16 protein-coding genes are annotated in these 20,256 nt (G+C 56.3%); 11 read left to right on the top strand and 5 right to left on the bottom strand.

Annotated features, from left to right (window positions below; translation table 11 throughout):
- The first annotated feature begins 110 nt into the window (after positions 1-110).
- Positions 111-863, top strand: a complete 753-nt coding sequence (locus AC3EMD_RS24935) for an oligogalacturonate-specific porin KdgM family protein (RefSeq protein WP_008807157.1) — start codon at positions 111-113, stop codon at positions 861-863.
- Between the two features lie 104 nt (positions 864-967).
- On the opposite strand, the gene AC3EMD_RS24930 is transcribed toward AC3EMD_RS24935, so the two are convergent.
- On the bottom strand, positions 968-1,990 hold the full coding sequence (locus AC3EMD_RS24930) for a LacI family DNA-binding transcriptional regulator (RefSeq protein WP_022065389.1): 1,023 nt from the start codon (positions 1,988-1,990) through the stop codon (positions 968-970).
- 291 nt (positions 1,991-2,281) lie between these two features.
- On the opposite strand from AC3EMD_RS24930, the gene AC3EMD_RS24925 reads away from it, so the two are divergent.
- The 3 genes from AC3EMD_RS24925 (at position 2,282) to AC3EMD_RS24915 (ending at position 5,404) form a co-directional block, all read left to right on the top strand.
- Positions 2,282-3,214, top strand: a complete 933-nt coding sequence (locus AC3EMD_RS24925; RefSeq protein ID WP_022065390.1) for a dihydrodipicolinate synthase family protein — start codon at positions 2,282-2,284, stop codon at positions 3,212-3,214.
- Between the two features lie 129 nt (positions 3,215-3,343).
- Positions 3,344-4,633 (top strand): Nramp family divalent metal transporter, encoded by a 1,290-nt coding sequence (locus tag AC3EMD_RS24920; protein WP_012969097.1) that lies wholly within the window; start codon positions 3,344-3,346, stop codon positions 4,631-4,633.
- Between the two features lie 99 nt (positions 4,634-4,732).
- Entirely contained in the window at positions 4,733-5,404 is a 672-nt protein-coding gene (locus AC3EMD_RS24915) for a hypothetical protein (protein WP_008807153.1), read from the top strand.
- A gap of 30 nt (positions 5,405-5,434) precedes the next feature.
- Here the strand turns inward: AC3EMD_RS24915 and msrA are convergent, their stop codons facing one another.
- Entirely contained in the window at positions 5,435-6,070 is a 636-nt protein-coding gene (msrA, locus tag AC3EMD_RS24910; protein ID WP_008807152.1) for a peptide-methionine (S)-S-oxide reductase MsrA, read from the bottom strand.
- A gap of 208 nt (positions 6,071-6,278) precedes the next feature.
- On the opposite strand from msrA, the gene tamA reads away from it, so the two are divergent.
- Genes tamA through AC3EMD_RS24895 form a run of 3 tightly spaced genes read left to right on the top strand, consistent with a single transcriptional unit; the run spans position 6,279 to position 12,132 of the window.
- Positions 6,279-8,012, top strand: coding sequence for an autotransporter assembly complex protein TamA (tamA, locus tag AC3EMD_RS24905; RefSeq protein WP_008807151.1), 1,734 nt, complete (start codon positions 6,279-6,281; stop codon positions 8,010-8,012).
- Positions 8,009-11,785, top strand: a complete 3,777-nt coding sequence (gene tamB / locus AC3EMD_RS24900) for an autotransporter assembly complex protein TamB (RefSeq protein WP_302073826.1) — start codon at positions 8,009-8,011, stop codon at positions 11,783-11,785. Before tamA ends, tamB begins: the two co-directional genes overlap by 4 nt.
- A gap of 2 nt (positions 11,786-11,787) precedes the next feature.
- A complete protein-coding gene (locus tag AC3EMD_RS24895) occupies positions 11,788-12,132 on the top strand; it encodes a gamma-glutamylcyclotransferase family protein (protein WP_008807149.1) in 345 nt (114 codons plus the stop codon).
- Positions 12,133-12,275: 143 nt separating this feature from the next.
- Here the strand turns inward: AC3EMD_RS24895 and AC3EMD_RS24890 are convergent, their stop codons facing one another.
- Positions 12,276-13,463, bottom strand: a complete 1,188-nt coding sequence (locus tag AC3EMD_RS24890) for a hypothetical protein (protein ID WP_302073825.1) — start codon at positions 13,461-13,463, stop codon at positions 12,276-12,278.
- Positions 13,464-13,537: 74 nt separating this feature from the next.
- Positions 13,538-14,068 (bottom strand): inorganic diphosphatase, encoded by a 531-nt coding sequence (gene ppa / locus AC3EMD_RS24885; protein ID WP_002886766.1) that lies wholly within the window; start codon positions 14,066-14,068, stop codon positions 13,538-13,540.
- A gap of 403 nt (positions 14,069-14,471) precedes the next feature.
- Between ppa and ytfQ the strand changes: the two genes are divergently transcribed.
- The 4 genes from ytfQ to yjfF all read left to right on the top strand — a co-directional run bounded on the left by ytfQ (position 14,472) and on the right by yjfF (position 19,075).
- A complete protein-coding gene (ytfQ, locus tag AC3EMD_RS24880) occupies positions 14,472-15,428 on the top strand; it encodes a galactofuranose ABC transporter, galactofuranose-binding protein YtfQ (protein WP_008807147.1) in 957 nt (318 codons plus the stop codon).
- Positions 15,429-15,551: 123 nt separating this feature from the next.
- The gene (ytfR, locus tag AC3EMD_RS24875; protein WP_044613396.1) at positions 15,552-17,054 is read left to right on the top strand and encodes a galactofuranose ABC transporter, ATP-binding protein YtfR; all 1,503 of its coding nucleotides are present in this window, start codon (positions 15,552-15,554) and stop codon (positions 17,052-17,054) included.
- Positions 17,055-17,064: 10 nt separating this feature from the next.
- Positions 17,065-18,090: a galactofuranose ABC transporter, ATP-binding protein YtfT gene (ytfT, locus tag AC3EMD_RS24870; RefSeq protein ID WP_302073824.1), complete on the top strand. Its 1,026-nt coding sequence runs from the start codon at positions 17,065-17,067 to the stop codon at positions 18,088-18,090.
- Entirely contained in the window at positions 18,077-19,075 is a 999-nt protein-coding gene (yjfF, locus tag AC3EMD_RS24865) for a galactofuranose ABC transporter, permease protein YjfF (RefSeq protein ID WP_094645168.1), read from the top strand. Before ytfT ends, yjfF begins: the two co-directional genes overlap by 14 nt.
- A 42-nt stretch (positions 19,076-19,117) precedes the next feature.
- Here the strand turns inward: yjfF and fbp are convergent, their stop codons facing one another.
- The gene (gene fbp / locus AC3EMD_RS24860; protein WP_008807144.1) at positions 19,118-20,116 is read right to left on the bottom strand and encodes a class 1 fructose-bisphosphatase; all 999 of its coding nucleotides are present in this window, start codon (positions 20,114-20,116) and stop codon (positions 19,118-19,120) included.
- Between the last annotated feature and the right edge of the window lie 140 nt (positions 20,117-20,256).

Here is a 20,256-nt window from a genome sequence, read left to right as displayed (position 1 = left end):
TGTAATTGAAAACGATACCGCAAACGATTTCACATTGGTTTAGATAATATATAGATACGGTCATATTCTTTTCCGTTTTATTTCGAGATGATTAATTTTAGGGATAAAATATGCGTACAAAAACCGCTTTTATTATGTGTTGCGTTCTTGGCATTCCTGCAGCCGGCCACGCGCTGACCTTTGATGTCAGGGGAGGATATCGGGCGGGAAGCCACTCTTACGAGTCCCGCTATAAGGTCAGCCAGGGGTGGGAAACAGGCTGGTGGGCGAGTATGGAGATGGATAACAAAAACAACAAAAATAACCATCAGGGCAACCAGGGTACCGACAGAGCTGATGGTTCCCACTCCTTTGGCGACAGCACGGTCGATTATAATGAAATAGAGGCTAACTATAGCTGGCCATTCGCCGATAAATGGGCCTTGCAGCCTGGCGGCATCTATCACTGGAGCAGCAAAGGCACTCAGCTACGGCCTTATCTGCGCGTTAATTATAAAGCCACGCCCGACCTTACCTTTGGGCTGCGTTATCGCTATGACTACAACACTTATGAAACGGTCAATAGTGCCGGTGAGTCGCATCGGGATAGCGTCAATCGTCTGGATTTATATGTTGCCTATAAATTTAATGCACAATGGAGCGCCTTATATCAAGGCACGGTCTATCGCCACGTCAATGACGACTATAAGTATAAAAATGATAAGTCTTCGGCGACAGAAAATGCGCTAACGCTACGCTATAAATGGAATGACTGGTTTAGTCCCTATATCGAATATGATTATCTCGGGAAACAGGGCTACCATGACGGCCAAAATAAAATCTCAGAATCACGGTATCGTATTGGCATGACGTTTACGCTATAACCTCCCCCTGACGAGCAAGAATCAATATCTGATAACATTAGCTGGCATAATATTAAATACTGCCCCGGCCCTGTCACACCCTTTGGGCCGGGAACCTTCGCCGCTTAGCGATAAGGCCGCGTGGAAGCGCGCGGGATCAGCGTGGGTAGAGAATAGCGCTGAGGATTTTCCACATGGTTGCTTAACAGTAACTCGACAGCATGGCTGGCAAGCTGATCAAGCGGCGTTTTTACCGAGGTTAAGGGGATCGGCAGACGGCTGACCAAAGGAATGTCGTTATAACCCACCAGCGAAACGTCTCGGCCTATCTCCAGTCCGAGTCGATGTGCCGCCGCCATCACGCCGATCGCCAGGTCATCATTGACGGCGAAAATGGCGCTGGGGCGCGCAGGACTATTCAGTATTTCATAACCGGCGTTTTCACCGGCCACAATGGTAAAATCGGAATCTCGCCACCACTGGGGATTCACCTCGGCCTGCGCTTCCTGCATGGCCCGCAGGAAACCCTTTTGCCGGTTTAAGGTGCTCGATGAAAAATTCGGCCCGGCAATGATGCCGATTTCCCGGTGCCCTAAATCCAGTAAATGGCGGGTCGCCAGATAACCCCCCAGTTCGTCATCACCAATGGCCGATGGACTAATGCCGTCGGTGCGTAGCGCCAGAACATGGTTGATCTGTTTTTCCCGTAGCTGCTGGGGCAGGCGATCGCCCAGGCGGCAGGTGGAAAGGATCAGGCCGTCCACCCGGCGGTCTAACAGAGATTGCGTGGCGCGCTCTTCCGTTTCTGGATCGTTGCCACAGGTGGCCACTACCGTGAAATACCCATGGCGCGCAGCGGCCTGAGAGACGGCTTCATAGAACATCGCCGTCACGGTATCAGTCAATCTGGGCACCAGAACGCCTATCGTGCCGGTATCGCCCCGGCGCAGACTTGACGCCACGTAGTCACGTCGATAACCCAGCAGCTTCGCCGCTTCGCGTATTTTTTCAGCGGAAGGGCTGCGGGACGGGGGGAGACGTTCATCCAGCACGCGTGAAACAGTTGAAACACTCACGCCTGCAGCGCGTGCCACATCCTGCATCGTGATCGTTCTTCCATTTTGCTCTGAAGATGACTGATTTCCCATGACCGATTCCCTGTTTAAATTCAGCTGAGATTGTATTCGTAGTTATTTCGCCCACGCAACTGAATTGGCGTGAGCGGTAACAGGCAATAATGTGGGAAATAGATCACGTAATGCAGATTGATAAACATTTAAGCCGCTCTTTTTTGTGATTCGAATTGCATTTATTCGCAGAGTACCCTTGATCTTGCGGAGTAAAGGGAAGACATTTCAATTCACTTGCAATCGTTCCTGCAATCGATTTCAAGAAGGGGATTTTATCATCTTTATTGTTGAAATGTGTAAGGAGTTAACATGAAAGCACTTGATTTGCGTGGTATTGTTCCAGCCCCCGTTACCCCTTTTACCCGCGATGGACGCATCGATCATCAAGCGATCAAACGCTTAGGTTCCTGGCTTGGCAGCGTGAAAGGCGTGAAAGGTCTGGTGGTGCTGGGACATGCCGGGGAAGGTACCTTCCTGACTCAGCAGGAGCAGGCCGATGTTATCCGTAGTTTTGTGGACTCGACCGAAGGCCGCGTGCCGGTTATCGCCGGTATTACCGGCGAAGGGACGGAAGTGGCGGCGCTGGAAGCACAGCGTGCCGTGGAAGCCGGGGCCTCCGCAGGTCTGCTGTATCCCTCCCATGGCTGGCTGCGTTTTGGCTACCAAAAAGGGGCGCCGCAGGATCGTTATCGCGTGGTATACGAAGAGAGCGGCCTGCCGCTTATTCTGTTTCAGTATCCGGATGTCACGAAAGCCACCTATAACCTCGAAACGATGCTGGATATCTCCGCGCAACCGGGAGTCTTTGCGATGAAAAATGGCGTGCGGAATATGCGCCGCTGGGATACGGAAATTCCGGTGATTCGCCGCGAACGCCCTGATTTACAGATCCTCAGCTGTCATGATGAATATTTGCTGCATACCGCTTTTGATATTGATGGTTTCCTGGTGGGGTATGGCAATATTGCGCCGGAACTCCTGTTAGAGCTGCTGGAGGCCGGAAAAGCGCAGGATTATGTGAAGGCCAAAGCGGTTCACGATCGTCTGCTGCCGGTTACCAAGGCCGTTTATCACCGTGGCTCGCATATGGAAGGCACGGTCGCGCTGAAACATGCTCTGGTTGAACGTGGCATCCTGGAACACGCGACCGTTCGTTCACCGTTGTTACCGCTGGAACCCGGCGCGGAAGAAGAGATCAAAGCGGCTATCCGTGAAGCAGGTATTAAAAAAGCGGTTATTTAATTCATTATTTGTATGTTAAACCCGTATTCTTCATGAATACGGGTTGGTTTTACCAGGGACTATCCGGTTTTATTCAATATATAAGGTTGGCCATATAATATTCTGTAAAGATAATATAATGAGGCTGTCATGAATAATTTAGAAAAAACATCTTCCACTGTACCCGCACAAATAGAAAAACTTCCCTTCTCTCAATTAATTCGCCGTATTGGTCCGGGTATTGTTCTTACCGGGGTCGTTGTCGGTCCCGGCGCTATCACCACCGCGTCGATGTTAGGGGCGGACTATGGCTACTCTTTGTTATGGCTGCTGATCCCCATTGCCTTTATGGGGATCACGTTTATGTTGACGACCTATCGTATCTCGATGCTCACCGGAATGCCGTCAATCGAGGCGATACGTCACTATTACGGTAAAGTCGCCTCGGGGTTTGTGGGGGTGGCTACTTTTTTAGCCTGTCTTTTTTTTACCATGGGGAATATCTCGGGTACCGGGGCCGGCATGAACCTGGTTTTCGGCATTGACTGGAAACTCGGTGCGTTAATTATGATTGCGGTGATGATCTATTGCTATTTCTCTAAAGGCGTTTATTCCAAAGTCGAAAAAGGGATCACTATTTGTATTGTGGCAATGATTATCGCTTTTTATATTACCCTGGTAGGGACGGGGGGACCAGACTGGAAAGCCAGTGGCGAAGGGTTAACGCATTGGATGTTTCCTGCGGGGAGTTTAGTCACCGCCCTGGGCTTTATCAGTACCAATGCCTCCCTGACGACCGGGATCTACGGCACTTACCTTGGCAAAGAGAAAAAATGGAAAAAAGATGACCTCTTTAATGGCGTGATGGTGGCGGATACCGTCGCCCATATTATCGGTGTGCTGCTGATCAGCGGGGCGATTATTCTGGTGGGGGCCATCGTCCTTTTTCCGCAAGGGATATCAATCAATACGCCGACGCAGCTGGCCGATTTGTTAACGCCCAGTATGGGACGGGCGGCAAAATACATTATGGGTGTCGCCCTATTGGGGGCGGGTTTCTCATCTCTACTGGGGAATACTCAGCGTGGGGTTGTGCTGCTCAATTCCGGCTTCAATAAATCTACCGCGCTGGAGAGTAAAGCGGTCCAGTGGGGATCCATGGTAGTGCTGGTGGTGGCGGGGTTAATCTGCTTTAGCTTTGGCGGTTCGCCGGTGCAGTTAATTTACTTAGCGAATGTGGCAACGGCGGTATCCACGCCGGTCGCCGGCTTGTTTATTTGCCTGCTGCTGTGGCGAAAGGATATTAATAAAGGATACAAGGCGCCACGGTTATTACAAATATGCATGGCGATCAGCTATCTCTTTTGTTTGTTGCTCACTCTCGTTGCGCTGATAAATACCTTACCTAAGTTTATGTCCTCTCTTTCACCCCTGTTTTGAGGTGGGGTATGACAGATGCTGCGCGGTTAAGCGAAGGCTGGAATCAGATGCGTCCCGGCATGGGCGTTGTGCAAGTACGTATAACAGAGGGAAAATAAAATGGAAGAGACTGTTTTACTGGATGTGCAGAGAATACAGACCTCCGAACAGAGCAGCATTATTCTTCACTCTGTCCGGGCGGTGGATTTAGTGAATCACCTGGTACCTGAGTTACACCTCCTCGATAGCCACAGCGAGCCATACAACGTCCAAAAAACAGTGGTTAACTGCCTTTATGCCGGACAGCAGCTTGCCAGAGAACGGCGGGTTGTTTTGCCATTATTGCCAGAGTCGCTCTATTTGCTGGGTGGGATGGTGATTGCTGCCGGGAAGACCATCGAGAAAAAAGAGGTTATTACCCATAATCGTCTGTGCGAAGAGGCCGGGAGGCTGCTGAAAGACGAGGCGGTATGGGAGAGTATCGACATTATAAGAAGTGTTGCTCTGCCTGTTTACCGCCGGCTGGTGAAAGAGCAGCGCACCCACGTCGCCTCTTTATTACAGGCTCTGCTGCATATCCTTGCCTGGCGTAGCGAGAGTGGCTGGGCGCGGGACCAGGCGCAAAGAATACTATGGGCCGGGGGCGTGTTCGGAACGGCAGGCATCGATTCGCTAATCGCTTTCGATCGGGCATTGGCAGAGAAAGAGATGACGTTTCCGTCATTGCGTGAATGGTTAACCGTGACGGCATTTCTGGCCCACTTCCCTGCGGGCCCGGTCTTTTCTGATTAACCACCACTCCCCGATAGCGCAATCGGGTTGTTACTGAGGCGGCAGGCACACGCCGATGCCGCCGATGCCGCAATAGCCGTGCGGGTTTTTATACAGATACTGCTGATGATCGTCTTCGGCATAGTAGAAGGGTTTGGCGGTAGCGATCTCGGTAGTGATGTGACGAGTATCGTGCGCGTCGTTCATCGCCGCCTGGAAGCGGGCGAGGCTGGCCTTTGCCGCTGCCGTTTGTTCCGGCGTCAGCGGGTAAATCGCCGAACGGTACTGGGTACCGTGGTCGTTGCCCTGTCGCATGCCCTGCGCCGGATCGTGATTTTCCCAGAACACCTGTAATAACTGCTCATAGCTAATCACCTGCGGATCGTAAACCACGCGCACTGCTTCCGCGTGACCGGTCTGGCCGCTGCACACTTCGCGATAGGTCGGATTTGGCGTATAGCCGCCGGTATAGCCTGCGGCGGTGCTGTAAACCCCCGGCAATTGCCAGAACAGGCGCTCCACTCCCCAGAAGCAGCCCATGGCGAACAGCGCCACTTCCATCCCCGCCGGGACGTTGGTCATCGAGTGGCCGTTAACTGCGTGGAGCGTCGCCACTGGCATGGGGGTATTGCGTCCAGGCAGCGCATCCGCCTGGGCGACAAGATGCGTTTTATCAAATAGACTCACGGTTGGCCTCTCAATACAGAAATCGTCGTTAAGGTTGTAACGAAGCGTGTCTTTTAACACAATAAACACGCGTAATACGTCTAGATTAATACATAAGAATTATTTGGGTTATTGCCACTTTTTCAACCCTGGTTGTTAGGGTTTTGTTAAGCCGTGGAGCGGCGCCAGTGTTTCCTGTAGGGGGAAACAGGGAGATTCAGGAGAAAATGTGCTAAAAATCCGCCAGTTATGTATCACCAGCCTTTTGCTGGTCAGCGGGGTCGCCAGCGCAGCGAATGTGCGTTTGCAGGTTGAGGGATTATCCGGGGAGCTGGAGAGAAACGTTCGCGCCCAGCTATCCACCATCCAGAGTGATGAGGTCACGCCGGATCGTCGCTTTCGCGCGCGCGTCGATGACGCCATTCGCGAAGGTCTGAAAGCGCTGGGTTATTACGAGCCGACGATTGAATTTGATTTACGTCCGCCGCCGAAAAGGGGGCGTCAGGTGCTGATCGCCAAAGTGACCCCGGGTGAACCGGTGCGCATTGGTGGAACCGAGGTGATTCTGCGCGGCGGCGCCCGTACCGATAGCGACTATCTGGCGCTGCTAAAAACGCGTCCGGCCATCGGGACGGTGCTGAACCATGGCGATTATGACGGTTTCAAGAGCTCGTTGACCCGCGTCGCCCTGCGCAAAGGCTACTTTGACAGCGAGTTCAACAAAAGCCAGCTCGGGGTCTCCCTTGACCGCCACCAGGCGTTCTGGGATATCGATTACGACAGCGGCGAGCGCTATCGCTTTGGTCACGTCACCTTCTCCGGATCGCAAATTCGCGATGAATACCTGCAAAACCTCGTGCCGTTTAAAGAGGGCGACTACTACACCTCGCAGGATCTGGCCGAGCTAAACCGCCGCCTGGCGGCGACCGGCTGGTTCAGTTCAGTCGTGGTGGCGCCTGATTTCGCTAAGTCACGGAAAACCAAGGTGCTGCCTCTGCAGGGCGTTGTTTCGCCACGCAAAGAGAACACCGTGGAAACCGGGGTTGGTTTTTCAACCGATGTCGGGCCGCGCGTGAAAGCCACGTGGAAAAAACCGTGGATGAACTCGTATGGCCACAGCCTGACCTCCAGCGTCAGCCTCTCCGCTCCGGAGCAGCAGTTCGACTTTACCTATAAAGTCCCGCTGCTGAAGAGCCCGCTCGAGCAGTACTATCTGATGCAGGGCGGCTTTAAGCGCACCGATCTTAATGACACCCAGGCCGACTCCACCACGCTTGGTGTATCGCGTTTCTGGGAGATGTCGAGCGGCTGGCAGCGGGCGATCAACCTGCGCTGGAGCCTGGACCACTTTACCCAGGCGAACGTCACCAACACCACCATGCTGATTTACCCTGGGGTCTCGGTGAACCGCACTCGCTCTCGCGGCGGTCTGATGCCCACCTGGGGCGATTCACAGCGCTACTCCGTGGACTACTCCAACACCATGTGGGGCTCGGACATCAACTTCATCGTGATGCAGGCCCAGGACGTCTGGATCCGTACCCTCTATGACCGCCACCGCTTTGTGGTGCGCGGCAACCTTGGCTGGATCGAAGCGGATAACTTTGACAAGGTGCCGCCGGATCTGCGCTTTTTCGCCGGGGGCGACCGCAGTATTCGCGGCTATAAATACAAATCTATCTCGCCGAAGGACGATGACGGCAAGCTGATCGGGGCCTCGAAGCTGGCGACCGGCTCGCTGGAGTATCAGTACAACGTCAGTGGTAAATGGTGGGGCGCCGTGTTTGTCGATAGCGGCGAAGCGGTCAGCGATATTCGCGAGAGCGATTTCAAAACCGGCGCCGGGGTGGGCGTGCGCTGGCAGTCGCCGGTGGGGCCGATCAAGCTGGATATCGCCCGGCCGATCGGCGACAAAGAAGAGCATGGTTTACAGTTTTACATCGGTCTGGGGCCTGAATTATGAGTTTATGGAAGAAAATAAGCCTCGGCGTCTTAATCGTGTTGGTGCTCCTGCTGGGCACCGTCGGGTTCCTGGTGGGGACGACCACCGGCTTGCATCTGGTGTTCAAAGCGGCGGATCGCTGGGTACCGGGGCTGGATATCGGCAAAGTCACCGGTGGCTGGCGTGATTTAACCCTCGATAATGTCCGCTACGAGCAGCCCGGGGTGGCGGTCACCGCCGGTCAGTTTCACCTCAGCGTCAGGTTGCGCTGCCTGTGGGACAGCAGCCTGTGCGTAAACGACATCGCGCTGCGCGATATTTACGTCGCCGTCGATACGAAGAAGATGCCGCCCGCCGCGCCGGTCGAGGAAGAAGACAGCGGGCCGCTGAATCTCTCCACCCCTTATCCGATCACCCTCAGCCGCGTCGCACTGCATAACGTCAACGTCAAAATCGACGATACCGCAGTGTCCGTGCGCGATTTTTCCACCGGCCTGAACTGGCAGGAGAAAAACCTGACCCTGACGCCGACCTCGCTGCAGGGGCTGCTAATCGCCCTGCCGAAGGTGGCGAAAGTGGCGCAGGAGCAGGTGGTCGAGCCGAAAATCGACAACCCGAAGCCGCAGGAAAAACCGCTCGGCGAGACGATGACCGACCTCTTCTCGCAGCCGGTGCTGCCGGCAATGACCGATGTCCATCTGCCGCTGAACCTCAATATTCAGGCGTTCCGCGGAGAACAACTACGCCTGACCGGCGATACCGACATCACCGTGTATAACCTGCTGCTGAAAGTCAGCAGTATCGACGGTCAGATGAAGCTCGACGCCCTCGATATCGACTCCGATCAGGGCAAGGTCAGCGCCTCGGGCCACGCGCAATTGCAGGATAACTGGCCGGTGGACATTACCCTCGCCGGAACGCTGAACGTTGACCCGATGAAAGGGGAGAAGGTGCAGCTGAAGGTGGGCGGCGAAGTGCGTAAAACGCTTAAGGTCGGGGTGGACTTAAGCGGGCCGGTCGCGGCCACGCTGCGCGCGGATGCGCAGCTGGCGGAGGCCGGGCTGCCGCTCAATATGGAGCTGAAGAGTAAGCAGCTCGCCTGGCCATTCAGCGGCGAGAAGCAGTTCCAGGCCGACGACGTCCAGCTGAAGTTTAGCGGCAAAATGACCGACTACGCGCTGGCCTTCTCCACGGCGGTGAAAGGTCAGTCGCTGCCGCCGGCGAAAATCACCCTCAACGCCAAAGGCAATGAGCGGCAGATTAATCTCGACAAGCTGACGGTCAACGCCCTGGAAGGGAAAACCGAGCTGAAGGCGCTGCTCGACTGGCAGCAGGCGATCAGCTGGCGCGGCGAGCTGACCCTCGATGGGATCAACACCGCCAAAGAGGTGCCGGACTGGCCGTCGAAGCTCAACGGCATGATCAAGACCCAGGGCAGCCTGTACGGCGGCAGCTGGCAGATGTCGGTGCCGGAGCTGAAAATTACCGGCAACGTGAAGCAGAACAAAGTGGATGTTTCGGGCTCGCTGCAGGGTAACAGCTATCTGCAGTGGAAAATCCCGGGCCTGCACCTGGCGTTAGGCCCGAACAGCGCCGATATCAAAGGTGAGCTTGGGGTGAAGGATCTTAACCTCGACGCCACTATCGATGCCCCGCATCTGGATAATGCATTGCCGGGGCTTGGCGGAACGGCGAACGGGCTGGTGAAAGTGCGCGGCACTGTCGATGCGCCGCAGCTTCTGGCCGACATCACCGCCCGGGCGCTGCGCTGGCAGGAACTGACGATCGCCCAGGTCAACGTCAAAGGGGACGTGAAATCCACCGATCAGATTGGCGGTAATCTGGATGTGCGGGTCGATCGCATTAGCCAGCCGGGGGTCAATATCAGTTTGGTGCAGCTCAATGCCAAAGGTACTGAGAAGCAGCATGAGCTGCGGCTGCGCGTGCAGGGCGATCCGGTTTCCGGCCAGCTGACGCTGGCAGGCAGCTTCGATCGTCAGGCCGAACGCTGGAGAGGCTCGCTGAGCGATACCCGCTTCCAGACGCCGGTAGGGCCGGTAGCGCTGACGCGCAGCATTGCGCTGGACTACCGCAACCAGGAGCAGAAAATCAGCATTGGGCCACACTGCTGGACCAACCCGAACGCCGAGCTTTGCGTCCCGCAGACCATCGACGCGGGCGCCAGCGGGCGGGCGCGAGTGAACCTCAACCGCTTCGATCTGGCGATGCTTAAGCCGTTTATGCCGGAGGCGACCCAGGCCAGCGGCGTGTTTACCGGTAATGCCGATGTGAGCTGGGACACCACCAAAGAGGGGCTGCCGCAGGGCAAAGTGACCCTCAGCGGGCGCAACGTCAAGGTGACCCAGGTGGTCAACGACGCGCCGCTGCCGGTGGCATTCGATACGCTGAACCTCAGCGCCGACCTGCATAACAATCGCGCCGAGCTGGGCTGGCTTATCCGCCTGACCAACAATGGCCAACTGGATGGGCAGGTGCAGGTCACCGACCCGCAGGGGCGGCGTAATCTCGGCGGCAACGTCAATATCAGCAACTTCTCGCTGGCGATGATCAACCCGATTTTCGCTCGCGGCGAAAAAGCCGAGGGGAGGCTCAACGCCCGTCTGCGTCTGGGCGGCAACGTAAAAAGCCCGCAGCTGTTCGGCCAGATGCAGCTGAGCGGGGTGGATATCGATGGCAACTTCATGCCGTTTGATATGCAGCCGAGCCAGCTGGCGATGAACTTCAACGGCACGCGCTCCACCCTGCAGGGGACGGTGAACACCCGCCAGGGGCAAATCGCTCTCAGCGGTAACGCCGACTGGACGCAGATCGATAACTGGCGGGCGCAGATTGCGGCGAAGGGCAGCCGGGTGCGGATCACCGTGCCGCCGATGGTGCGTCTCGATGTGTCGCCGGACGTGGTGTTTACCGCCACGCCGAGCCTGTTCAGCCTTGATGGCAAGGTGGATGTGCCCTGGGCGCGGATCGTGGTCAACGAGGTGCCAGAGAGCGCGGTTGGCGTCTCCTCTGATGAAGTGATGCTGGATAAAAACCTCAAGCCGATTAATCAGCAGAGCGCCGGTATCCCGATCAACAGCAACCTGACGATTCACGTCGGCAACAACGTGCGTCTGGAAGCCTTTGGTCTGAAAGCGCGTCTGACCGGTGATTTGAAAGTGGCGCAGGACAAGCAAGGCTTGGGCCTCAACGGGCAGATCAATATTCCGGACGGCCGCTTCCACGCCTATGGTCAGGATCTGATTGTTCGCAAAGGGGAGCTGCTGTTCTCCGGTCCGCCGGATCAGCCGCTGCTGAATATCGAAGCGATTCGTAACCCGGATGCTACCGAAGACGATGTGATCGCCGGCGTTCGCGTCACCGGCTCCGCCGATCAGCCGAAAGCGGAGATCTTCTCTGACCCGGTGATGTCCCAGCAGGAAGCGCTATCTTATCTGCTGCGCGGCCAGGGTTTGAGCAGCGGACAGAGCGATAGCGCCGCGATGACCTCAATGCTTATTGGAATGGGGGTTGCACAAAGTGGTCAGGTTGTGGGTAAAATCGGCGAGACGTTTGGCGTAAGCAATTTGGCGTTGGACACCGAAGGGGTAGGCGACTCTTCCCAGGTGGTGGTCAGCGGCTATGTACTGCCGGGTCTGCAGGTAAAATATGGGGTCGGTATTTTCGACTCCCTGGCGACGCTGACTTTACGTTATCGCCTGATGCCTAGGCTATATGTGGAAGCGGTGTCTGGCATTGACCAGGCGCTCGATTTGCTCTATCAGTTTGAGTTTTAGCAATGCGAATATTTGTTTACGGCAGTTTACGACGCAAACAAGGCAACAGCCACTGGATGACCAACGCCCAGTGGCTGGGCGCTCATAGTGTCAACGATTATCAGCTGTACAGCCTGGGCCACTATCCAGGCGCGGTGCCCGGCGAAGGCACAGTACATGGTGAAGTTTATCGTATTGATGCATCGACGCTGGCCGAACTGGATGCGCTACGCACGAAGGGGGGCGAGTATGCGCGCCACCTCATTCAGACGCCTTACGGCAGCGCATGGATGTATGTGTATCAACGTTCCGTTGAGGGATGTACGTTGATAGCGAACGGCAACTGGTTGGATCGCGACCAGTACTAACCACGACAGCGCCACCTTCGGGTGGCGTTGTTTTTTCTGCTCCATGCCTTACCAGAGTGGCAGACGATCCTTCGCCAGCCACATCGCGGAAGCCAGCGTCGTCAGCGCGAGAAATAATAATCGTCGTGTGGGGGTGCTGAACATTATATGATCTCCTCGAGCGCGGTATGGCGGGCCACTCCCTGCAGGTAGCGCCGCATCGCCGAGCGCATCTTCAGCCAGTCAGCCACTCGGTGTGATAATAACCAGGCCGTTGGGCCAATCAGCTCCAGTACCGCCAGGATCCCGCCGAAACTGAGTAATAATAGGGACAGCATGTCCAGTGAATCCTGAACCTGCCACCAGACGCTCCGGCCTGACTGAAGGGCACTGATGAGTTCAACAGCGAGAAATAGCAGATACATCACCAGCGCGAGGCCGTAAAACAGGTAATAGAGCAGCGCCAGTTGTCGGCGACCTGGATAGAGTGGATGGTTTTTTATATAAGCCGCGCCGTCGCTGGCATTGTATAGCGCGTGGATCGCACGGCTGTCGCGCTCGTACACGGCGACGAGGCGATCGCCAATGGCGATAAACGGTGGCTGACGACGATAGAGAACGGGATGCAGCGCGAAATTGGCGCAGCCTGCCTGCCACCAGAAGGCCAGCGGCGCCGTGTCGCATTGTATCCCAACGCCATGGTATTCCCGCGTTGGGTTCCCCGCGAACCACTTCTTAAAAATGATATTGCTAATTTTTCCCGTCCGGACGGCATAGCGTTCCGGCAGGGCTTGCGTAAAAGGCATTGCCGACTGGCGGACGGCCCGCGCCGTTGCAGGTAGCCGCTGGCAAAAGGAAAAGTCGCGGCGGCGGGCCATTGCCATCTTCGCCAGCAGATCGCGCATGGCGGGGTGCCGTTTTAGCGCCGGGTGGAACAGTCGCTCATAGAGCCCTGTTAACAGTCCAATGAAGGCCAGGATCGCGATAATGCTGCAGCCGAACCTTCCCCATTCTGAGGTGCTCATCACTAGCGGGATAAGAGCGACGATGAGCGTCAGCAGGCTGATAATCAGCAGCGGACGGGCCCAGCGCGTTACCCGTTGACTGGGTTCAAGGAGCGTTTCGCCATCGCTGAGCCAGTGGATCCAGTAACAGCCGTTGTCCAGACGGCGGACGCCAAGGTGCAGAGGCTGATTGATCGTCAGGCGGTCAAAAAGCGCGGGGTCGTTAAAATAGCGTTTATCGGTATAAAAGACATGCTCGCCGGCGATAAGGCGCAGATATCCCTGTTTTTCACAGGCGGCGGTGGTGAAACCGGTATAGTTCAGAGTGAAATAGCGAACGCTTTTCACGGGACACCCTCCATGGTGTTATCGCGGCTATCCGTGCCGCAATCAGGCAGGGGATGACCCTGCCTGAGACAGAATTACTTCTGCTTTGCGCGCTCGAAAGAGGCAACGATTTCGGCTTTCGCCGCTTCCGCGTTGTCCCAACCGTCGACTTTAACCCACTTGCCTTTTTCCAGATCTTTGTAGTGCTCAAAGAAATGAGTGATCTGGGCTTTCAGCAGTTCCGGCAGGTCGTTCACATCGTTGATGTGATCGTATTCTTTGCTCAGCTTGGTGTGCGGTACGGCAACCAGTTTCGCATCTTCACCGGATTCGTCGGTCATCTTCAGAACGCCAACCGGACGGCAGCGGATCACGGAGCCCGGCTGCAGCGGGTACGGCGTCGGGACCAGCACGTCAACCGGGTCACCGTCCAGGGACAGGGTGTGGTTGATGTAACCGTAGTTGCACGGATAGAACATTGCTGTGGACATGAAACGGTCAACGAACAGTGCACCGCTCTCTTTGTCGACTTCATATTTGATAGGATCTGCGTTCGCCGGGATTTCGATCACGACGTAGATGTCTTCCGGCAGATCTTTGCCCGCAGGTACGTTGAGTAAGCTCATGTCTGTTTCCTTTAAAATGTATGGCAAACAAGTGCTCGGTATTATAGCCAACTCACATCGAAAGTCTTCGCTTCTTTTTCCCGATATCGCCGCGGAGTGCTCCGAATTTTTCGCGTAATAATGACATGAAAATCCATAAACATAGCCACATCATGAATAAATTTATGTAACCGTTTTCATTGCATGTGATTGATTTATCAAACTGCTTAAAAAAACGTCATAAACCGCAACAGCCGCGCTCCCTGCGAAGCCTTATCGGCTCTCCGCTGGGCAGCGAGGCCATCATTAACATCTCATTTACTTTTTTGAAGTGTGATGTAACGCATTCAGTTACATCACCGATTGTCTATAGTTTGTCCGCAGGTGAGACTTTAACCAACAATAACCCTACGAGGATACCCTTATGTGGAAGCGCTTACTTCTTGTCACAGCAGTTTCCGCAGCTATGTCGTCTATGGCGATAGCTGCCCCGCTAACCGTAGGTTTTTCGCAGGTCGGTTCTGAATCCGGCTGGCGTGCGGCGGAAACCAGCGTCGCGAAAGAGGAGGCCGCCAAGCGCGGTATCACCCTGAAGATCGCTGATGGTCAGCAAAAACAGGAAAACCAGATCAAAGCAGTGCGTTCCTTTATCGCTCAAGGGGTCGACGCGATCTTCATTGCACCGGTGGTGGCCACCGGCTGGGAACCGGTGCTGAAAGAGGCGAAAGAGGCCAAGATCCCGGTCTTCCTTCTCGACCGTTCCATTGATGTTAAAGATAAAGATCTCTACATGACCACCGTGACCGCCAACAACGTGCTGGAAGGCCAGCTGATTGGCGACTGGCTGGTGAAAACCGTCGACGGTAAGCCGTGCAACGTCGTTGAACTGCAGGGCACCGTTGGGGCCAGCGTGGCCATCGATCGTAAGAAAGGGTTCGCCGACGCGATTGCCAAAGCGTCGAATATCAAAATTATCCGCTCTCAGTCCGGCGACTTCACCCGCAGCAAAGGGAAAGAGGTGATGGAGAGCTTTATCAAAGCTGAGAATAACGGCAAAAACATCTGCATGGTCTTCGCCCATAACGATGACATGGTAATCGGCGCCATCCAGGCCATTAAAGAGGCGGGTCTGAAGCCGGGCAAAGATATCCTCACGGGCTCCATCGACGGCGTGCCGGATATCTATAAAGCCATGATCGCTGGTGAAGCCAACGCCAGCGTCGAACTGACGCCAAATATGGCCGGCCCGGCGTTTGATGCGCTGGAGAAATACAAAAAAGACGGCACCCTGCCTGAGAAGCTGACCATTACCAAATCGACGCTGTATCTGCCGGATACGGCGAAAGAAGAGTTAGAGAAGAAGAAAAATATGGGCTACTGAGTGGGGAGCCCCTCATTCCATCCCTCTCCCCAGTGGGAGAGGGTAAAAAGCAGCGTTCCAGTAACCCCGGGAAGCCCAGCGCGACCCGGGGTAACCTGACATCATTTGAAGGTGACATCGATTATGAGCGCCGAGGCACACCAGGAGATCCTTCGCACCGAAGGACTCAGTAAATTCTTCCCCGGCGTTAAGGCGCTGGATAACGTCAACTTTAGCCTGCGGCGCGGCGAAATCATGGCCCTGTTGGGCGAAAACGGCGCCGGAAAATCGACGCTGATCAAAGCGCTTACCGGCGTTTACCATGCCGATCGCGGCACCATCTGGCTGGAAGGCCAGGCTATTTCGCCCAAAAATACCGCCCATGCCCAGCAGCTGGGGATTGGTACCGTCTACCAGGAAGTGAACCTGCTACCCAATATGTCGGTGGCGGATAACCTGTTCATCGGCCGTGAGCCGCGGCGGTTTGGCCTGCTGCGACGCAAAGAGATGGAGGCGCGGGCGACGGCGCTGATGGCCTCCTACGGCTTTTCTCTCGACGTGCGCGAACCGCTGAACCGCTTTTCGGTGGCGATGCAGCAGATCGTCGCTATCTGTCGGGCCATCGACCTGTCGGCCAAAGTGCTGATCCTCGACGAGCCCACCGCCAGCCTCGATACCCAGGAGGTGGAGATGCTGTTCACCCTGATGCGCCAGCTCAGGGATAGCGGCGTCAGTCTGATCTTCGTCACCCATTTTCTCGATCAGGTCTATGCGGTCAGCGATCGCATCACCGTGCTGCGCAACGGCAGTTTCGTCGGCTGCCGCGAGACTCGCGAGCTACCGCAGATTGAGCTGGTGAAAATGATGCTGGGTCGCGAACTGGACCACAATGCCCTGCAGCGGGCGGGCCGTACCCTGCTGAGCGATAAGCCGGTGGCGGCGTTTGAAGGCTACGGTAAAAAAGGCACCATCGCCCCGTTCGACCTGCAGGTCCGTCCGGGCGAAATTGTGGGCCTCGCCGGCCTGCTGGGTTCCGGACGCACGGAAACCGCCGAGGTGATCTTCGGTATTAAAACGGCGGACAGCGGGAAGGCGTGGATCAAAGGCAAACCGCAGACCCTGCGCTCTCCGCATCAGGCTTCCTGCCTCGGGATCGGCTTCTGTCCTGAAGATCGCAAAACCGACGGCATTATCGCCGCCGCTTCGGTGCGGGAAAATATCGTCCTCGCCCTGCAGGCGCAGCGCGGCTGGCTGCGGCCGATCCCCCGGCGTGAACAGAACGAGATCGCCGAGCGCTTTATTCGCCAGCTGGGGATCCGTACCCCGAGCGCGGAGCAGCCGATCGAGTTTCTCTCTGGCGGCAACCAGCAGAAGGTACTGCTCTCCCGCTGGTTGCTGACCAAACCGCAGTTCCTGATCCTCGATGAGCCGACCCGCGGCATCGACGTCGGCGCCCATGCGGAAATTATTCGCCTGATTGAAACCCTCTGCGCCGATGGTCTGGCGCTGCTGGTTATCTCCTCTGAACTGGAGGAGCTGGTGGGTTACGCCGATCGGGTCATTATCATGCGCGATCGCCGACAGGTGGCGGAGATCCCGCTCGCCGAGCTCTCTGTACCGGCGATCATGAACGCTATTGCGGCATAAGGAGTAACTCATGATGCCTCGATCTCTTTCGCAAACCGGCCAGGAGAAGCGACGCTTCAGCTGGCCGAAGGGTACCCCGCAGATTATTGCCCTGCTGCTGGTGTTGCTGGTCGACAGCCTGGTGGCGCCCCATTTTTATCAGGTGGTGCTCCAGGATGGCCGCCTGTTTGGCAGCCCGATCGATATTCTTAACCGCGCCGCGCCGGTGGCGCTGCTGGCCATCGGCATGACGCTGGTGATCGCCACCGGCGGCATCGACCTGTCAGTGGGGGCGGTGATGGCGATTGCCGGCGCGACGGCCGCCTCGATGACCGTCGCCGGGCACAGCCTGGCGGTGGTGGTGCTGGCCTCGCTGGGGGCCGGTGCGCTGGCCGGGCTGTGGAACGGCATCCTCGTCGCCGTCCTTAAGATCCAGCCTTTTGTGGCGACGTTGATCCTGATGGTGGCCGGGCGCGGGGTCGCGCAGTTGATCACCGCCGGGCAGATCGTCACCTTTGATTCCCCGGCCCTGGCGTGGCTCGGCAGCGGATCGTTTCTGCTGTTTCCAACGCCGGTGATCATCGCTGCCGCCACCCTGCTGTTGTTCTGGCTGTTTACCCGTAAAACGGCGCTGGGCATGTTTATCGAAGCGGTGGGGATCAACATCCGCGCGGCGAAAAACGCCGGCGTGAATACTCGTATCGTGGTGATGCTGGCCTATGTCCTGAGCGGCGTCTGCGCAGCGATTGCCGGGATTATCGTGGCGGCGGACATACGCGGCGCGGATGCGAATAACGCCGGGTTGTGGCTCGAACTGGACGCCATTCTGGCGGTGGTCATCGGCGGCGCCTCCCTGATGGGCGGGCGCTTCAACCTGCTGCTATCGGTGGTGGGGGCGCTGATTATCCAGGGCATGAATACCGGCATTTTGCTTTCTGGCTTTCCGCCGGAGCTCAACCAGGTGGTGAAAGCGGTGGTGGTGCTGTGCGTACTGATTGTCCAGTCGCCGCGCTTTATCGGTTTACTGAAAGGGGTACGCGGCCATGATAAAACGTAATTTACCGTTGATGATCACCCTGGCGGTGTTTGTGCTGGGCTACCTTTACTGCCTGACGCAGTTCCCCGGCTTTGCCTCAACGCGGGTGATCTGCAATATCCTGACGGATAATGCCTTCCTCGGGATCATCGCCGTGGGCATGACCTTTGTGATCCTCTCCGGTGGGATCGATCTGTCGGTGGGGTCGGTGATCGCTTTTACCGGCGTCTTCCTCGCCAAAGCGATTGGCTTTTGGGGAATATCGCCGCTGGTGGCGTTTCCAATGGTGCTGGTGATGGGCTGCGCCTTCGGTGCGTTTATGGGGCTGCTTATCGACGCGCTGAAGATCCCGGCTTTTATCATCACGCTTGCCGGCATGTTCTTCCTGCGCGGCGTCAGCTATCTGGTGTCGGAGGAGTCGATTCCGATTAACCATCCGGTCTACGACACCTTGTCCGGGCTGGCATGGACCATCCCCGGCGGCGGTCGTCTCAGCGCCATGGGGCTATTGATGCTGCTGGTGGTGGTGGCCGGTATTTTTGTCGCCCATCGCACCCGCTTTGGCAACCAGGTGTATGCCATCGGCGGCAACGCGACGTCGGCGAATTTAATGGGGATTTCGACTCGCAGCGCCACGATCCGTATCTATATGCTTTCCACCGGGCTGGCGACGCTGGCCGGGATCGTCTTTTCCATTTATACCCAGGCGGGCTATGCGCTGGCGGGCGTCGGCGTGGAGCTGGACGCGATTGCCTCGGTGGTGATCGGCGGTACGCTGCTCAGCGGCGGTGTTGGCACCGTGCTGGGAACGCTGTTCGGGGTGGCGATCCAGGGGCTGATTCAGACTTACATCAACTTCGATGGCACCCTCAGCTCATGGTGGACGAAAATTGCGATCGGTATTTTGCTGTTTATCTTTATCGCGCTGCAGCGTGGGCTGACGGTGCTGTGGGAAAATCGGCAGAATGCGGCGGTGACGCGGGTGAGCGGAGCGGGGAGTCGCTGACAGGGAACTCCCTTCCCGCAAGGCGGGAAGGGAGGGCAGGGATCAGGCGTCCGGGAATGCTTTAATGAAGTTCTCGACGTCTTCAACCATGTGGTTGTTACCGACAAAGAAGGAGCGGCGCTGGTGCAGGCTTTCCGGGATAATATCCAGAATACGCTCTTTACCGTCGCTGGCCTTACCGCCCGCCTGTTCGGCGAGGAAGGCCATCGGGTTGCATTCATACAGCAGGCGCAGCTTGCCGTCCGGGTGGCTGGCGGTGCTCGGATACAGGTAGATGCCGCCCTTCAGCAGGTTACGGTGGAAGTCCGCCACCAGCGAGCCGATATAGCGTGAGGTATAAGGACGCTGAGTCTCTTTGTCCTCTTCCTGGCAGTATTTAATGTACTTCTTCACGCCCTGCGGGAATTTGATGTAGTTGCCTTCGTTGATGGAGTAGGTATTGCCCTTCTCCGGGAAGCGCATGCGCTCCTGACACAGACAGAAGACGCCGAGGGACGGGTCGTAGGTGAAGGCGTGGACGCCGCAACCGGTGGTATATACCAGCATCGTCGAAGAGCCGTAGACCACATAGCCCGCGGCCACCTGCCTGTTACCCGGCTGCAGGAAGTCTTCTTCTGTCACCGGCGTGCCGACAGGCGTGACGCGGCGGTAGATAGAGAAGATCGTTCCGACAGAGACGTTAACGTCGATGTTAGAGGAGCCATCCAGAGGGTCCATCAGCACCACGTATTTGGCGTGTTCACACCCTTCGAAGACGACAATTTCATCTTCTTCTTCGGAGGCGATCCCGGCAACAATATCGCGTGCTCGCAGTGCGGCTTTTAATTTTTCATTAGCGAACAGATCGAGTTTTTGCTGAACCTCGCCCTGAACGTTTTCAGCACCGCTGGCACCCAGGATATCGACCAGACCGGCCTTGTTGATATCGCGGTGGATGATCTTGGCGCCCAACTTTATTGCTGACAACAAAGCAGTCAGCTCACCGGTGGCGTGGGAGAACTCGTGCTGCTTTTCAACAATAAACTCACCTAACGTTTTCATAACTCGTTCCCTGCATTTTTATGTTGAGTAAAACGAACGCAACAATCTTAACAAAGAATCAAAAAAGTGCGCACTGGTGAATCGCGCCAGCAAAATACAGATTCGCCTGAAATGCATTTCGCCAGGGCCCGGGATATGGG

The sequence above is a fragment of the Klebsiella sp. PK18 genome, from assembly GCF_057784655.1.
The sequence above is the reverse complement of the archived record's forward strand: the minus strand, read 5'-3'. Positions and strand labels throughout refer to the sequence as shown.

Bases quoted from the DNA above. Each gene is read 5' to 3' on its own strand.
- AC3EMD_RS24935 (WP_008807157.1), top strand. From the start codon at position 111: ATGCGTACAAAAACCGCTTTTATTATGTGTTGCGTTCTTGGCATTCCT.
- AC3EMD_RS24930 (WP_022065389.1), bottom strand. From the start codon at position 1,990: ATGGGAAATCAGTCATCTTCAGAGCAAAATGGAAGAACGATCACGATG.
- AC3EMD_RS24925 (WP_022065390.1), top strand. From the start codon at position 2,282: ATGAAAGCACTTGATTTGCGTGGTATTGTTCCAGCCCCCGTTACCCCT.
- AC3EMD_RS24920 (WP_012969097.1), top strand. From the start codon at position 3,344: ATGAATAATTTAGAAAAAACATCTTCCACTGTACCCGCACAAATAGAA.
- AC3EMD_RS24915 (WP_008807153.1), top strand. From the start codon at position 4,733: ATGGAAGAGACTGTTTTACTGGATGTGCAGAGAATACAGACCTCCGAA.
- tamB (WP_302073826.1), top strand. From the start codon at position 8,009: ATGAGTTTATGGAAGAAAATAAGCCTCGGCGTCTTAATCGTGTTGGTG.
- AC3EMD_RS24895 (WP_008807149.1), top strand. From the start codon at position 11,788: ATGCGAATATTTGTTTACGGCAGTTTACGACGCAAACAAGGCAACAGC.
- ppa (WP_002886766.1), bottom strand. From the start codon at position 14,068: ATGAGCTTACTCAACGTACCTGCGGGCAAAGATCTGCCGGAAGACATC.
- ytfQ (WP_008807147.1), top strand. From the start codon at position 14,472: ATGTGGAAGCGCTTACTTCTTGTCACAGCAGTTTCCGCAGCTATGTCG.
- ytfR (WP_044613396.1), top strand. From the start codon at position 15,552: ATGAGCGCCGAGGCACACCAGGAGATCCTTCGCACCGAAGGACTCAGT.
- ytfT (WP_302073824.1), top strand. From the start codon at position 17,065: ATGATGCCTCGATCTCTTTCGCAAACCGGCCAGGAGAAGCGACGCTTC.
- yjfF (WP_094645168.1), top strand. From the start codon at position 18,077: ATGATAAAACGTAATTTACCGTTGATGATCACCCTGGCGGTGTTTGTG.
- fbp (WP_008807144.1), bottom strand. From the start codon at position 20,116: ATGAAAACGTTAGGTGAGTTTATTGTTGAAAAGCAGCACGAGTTCTCC.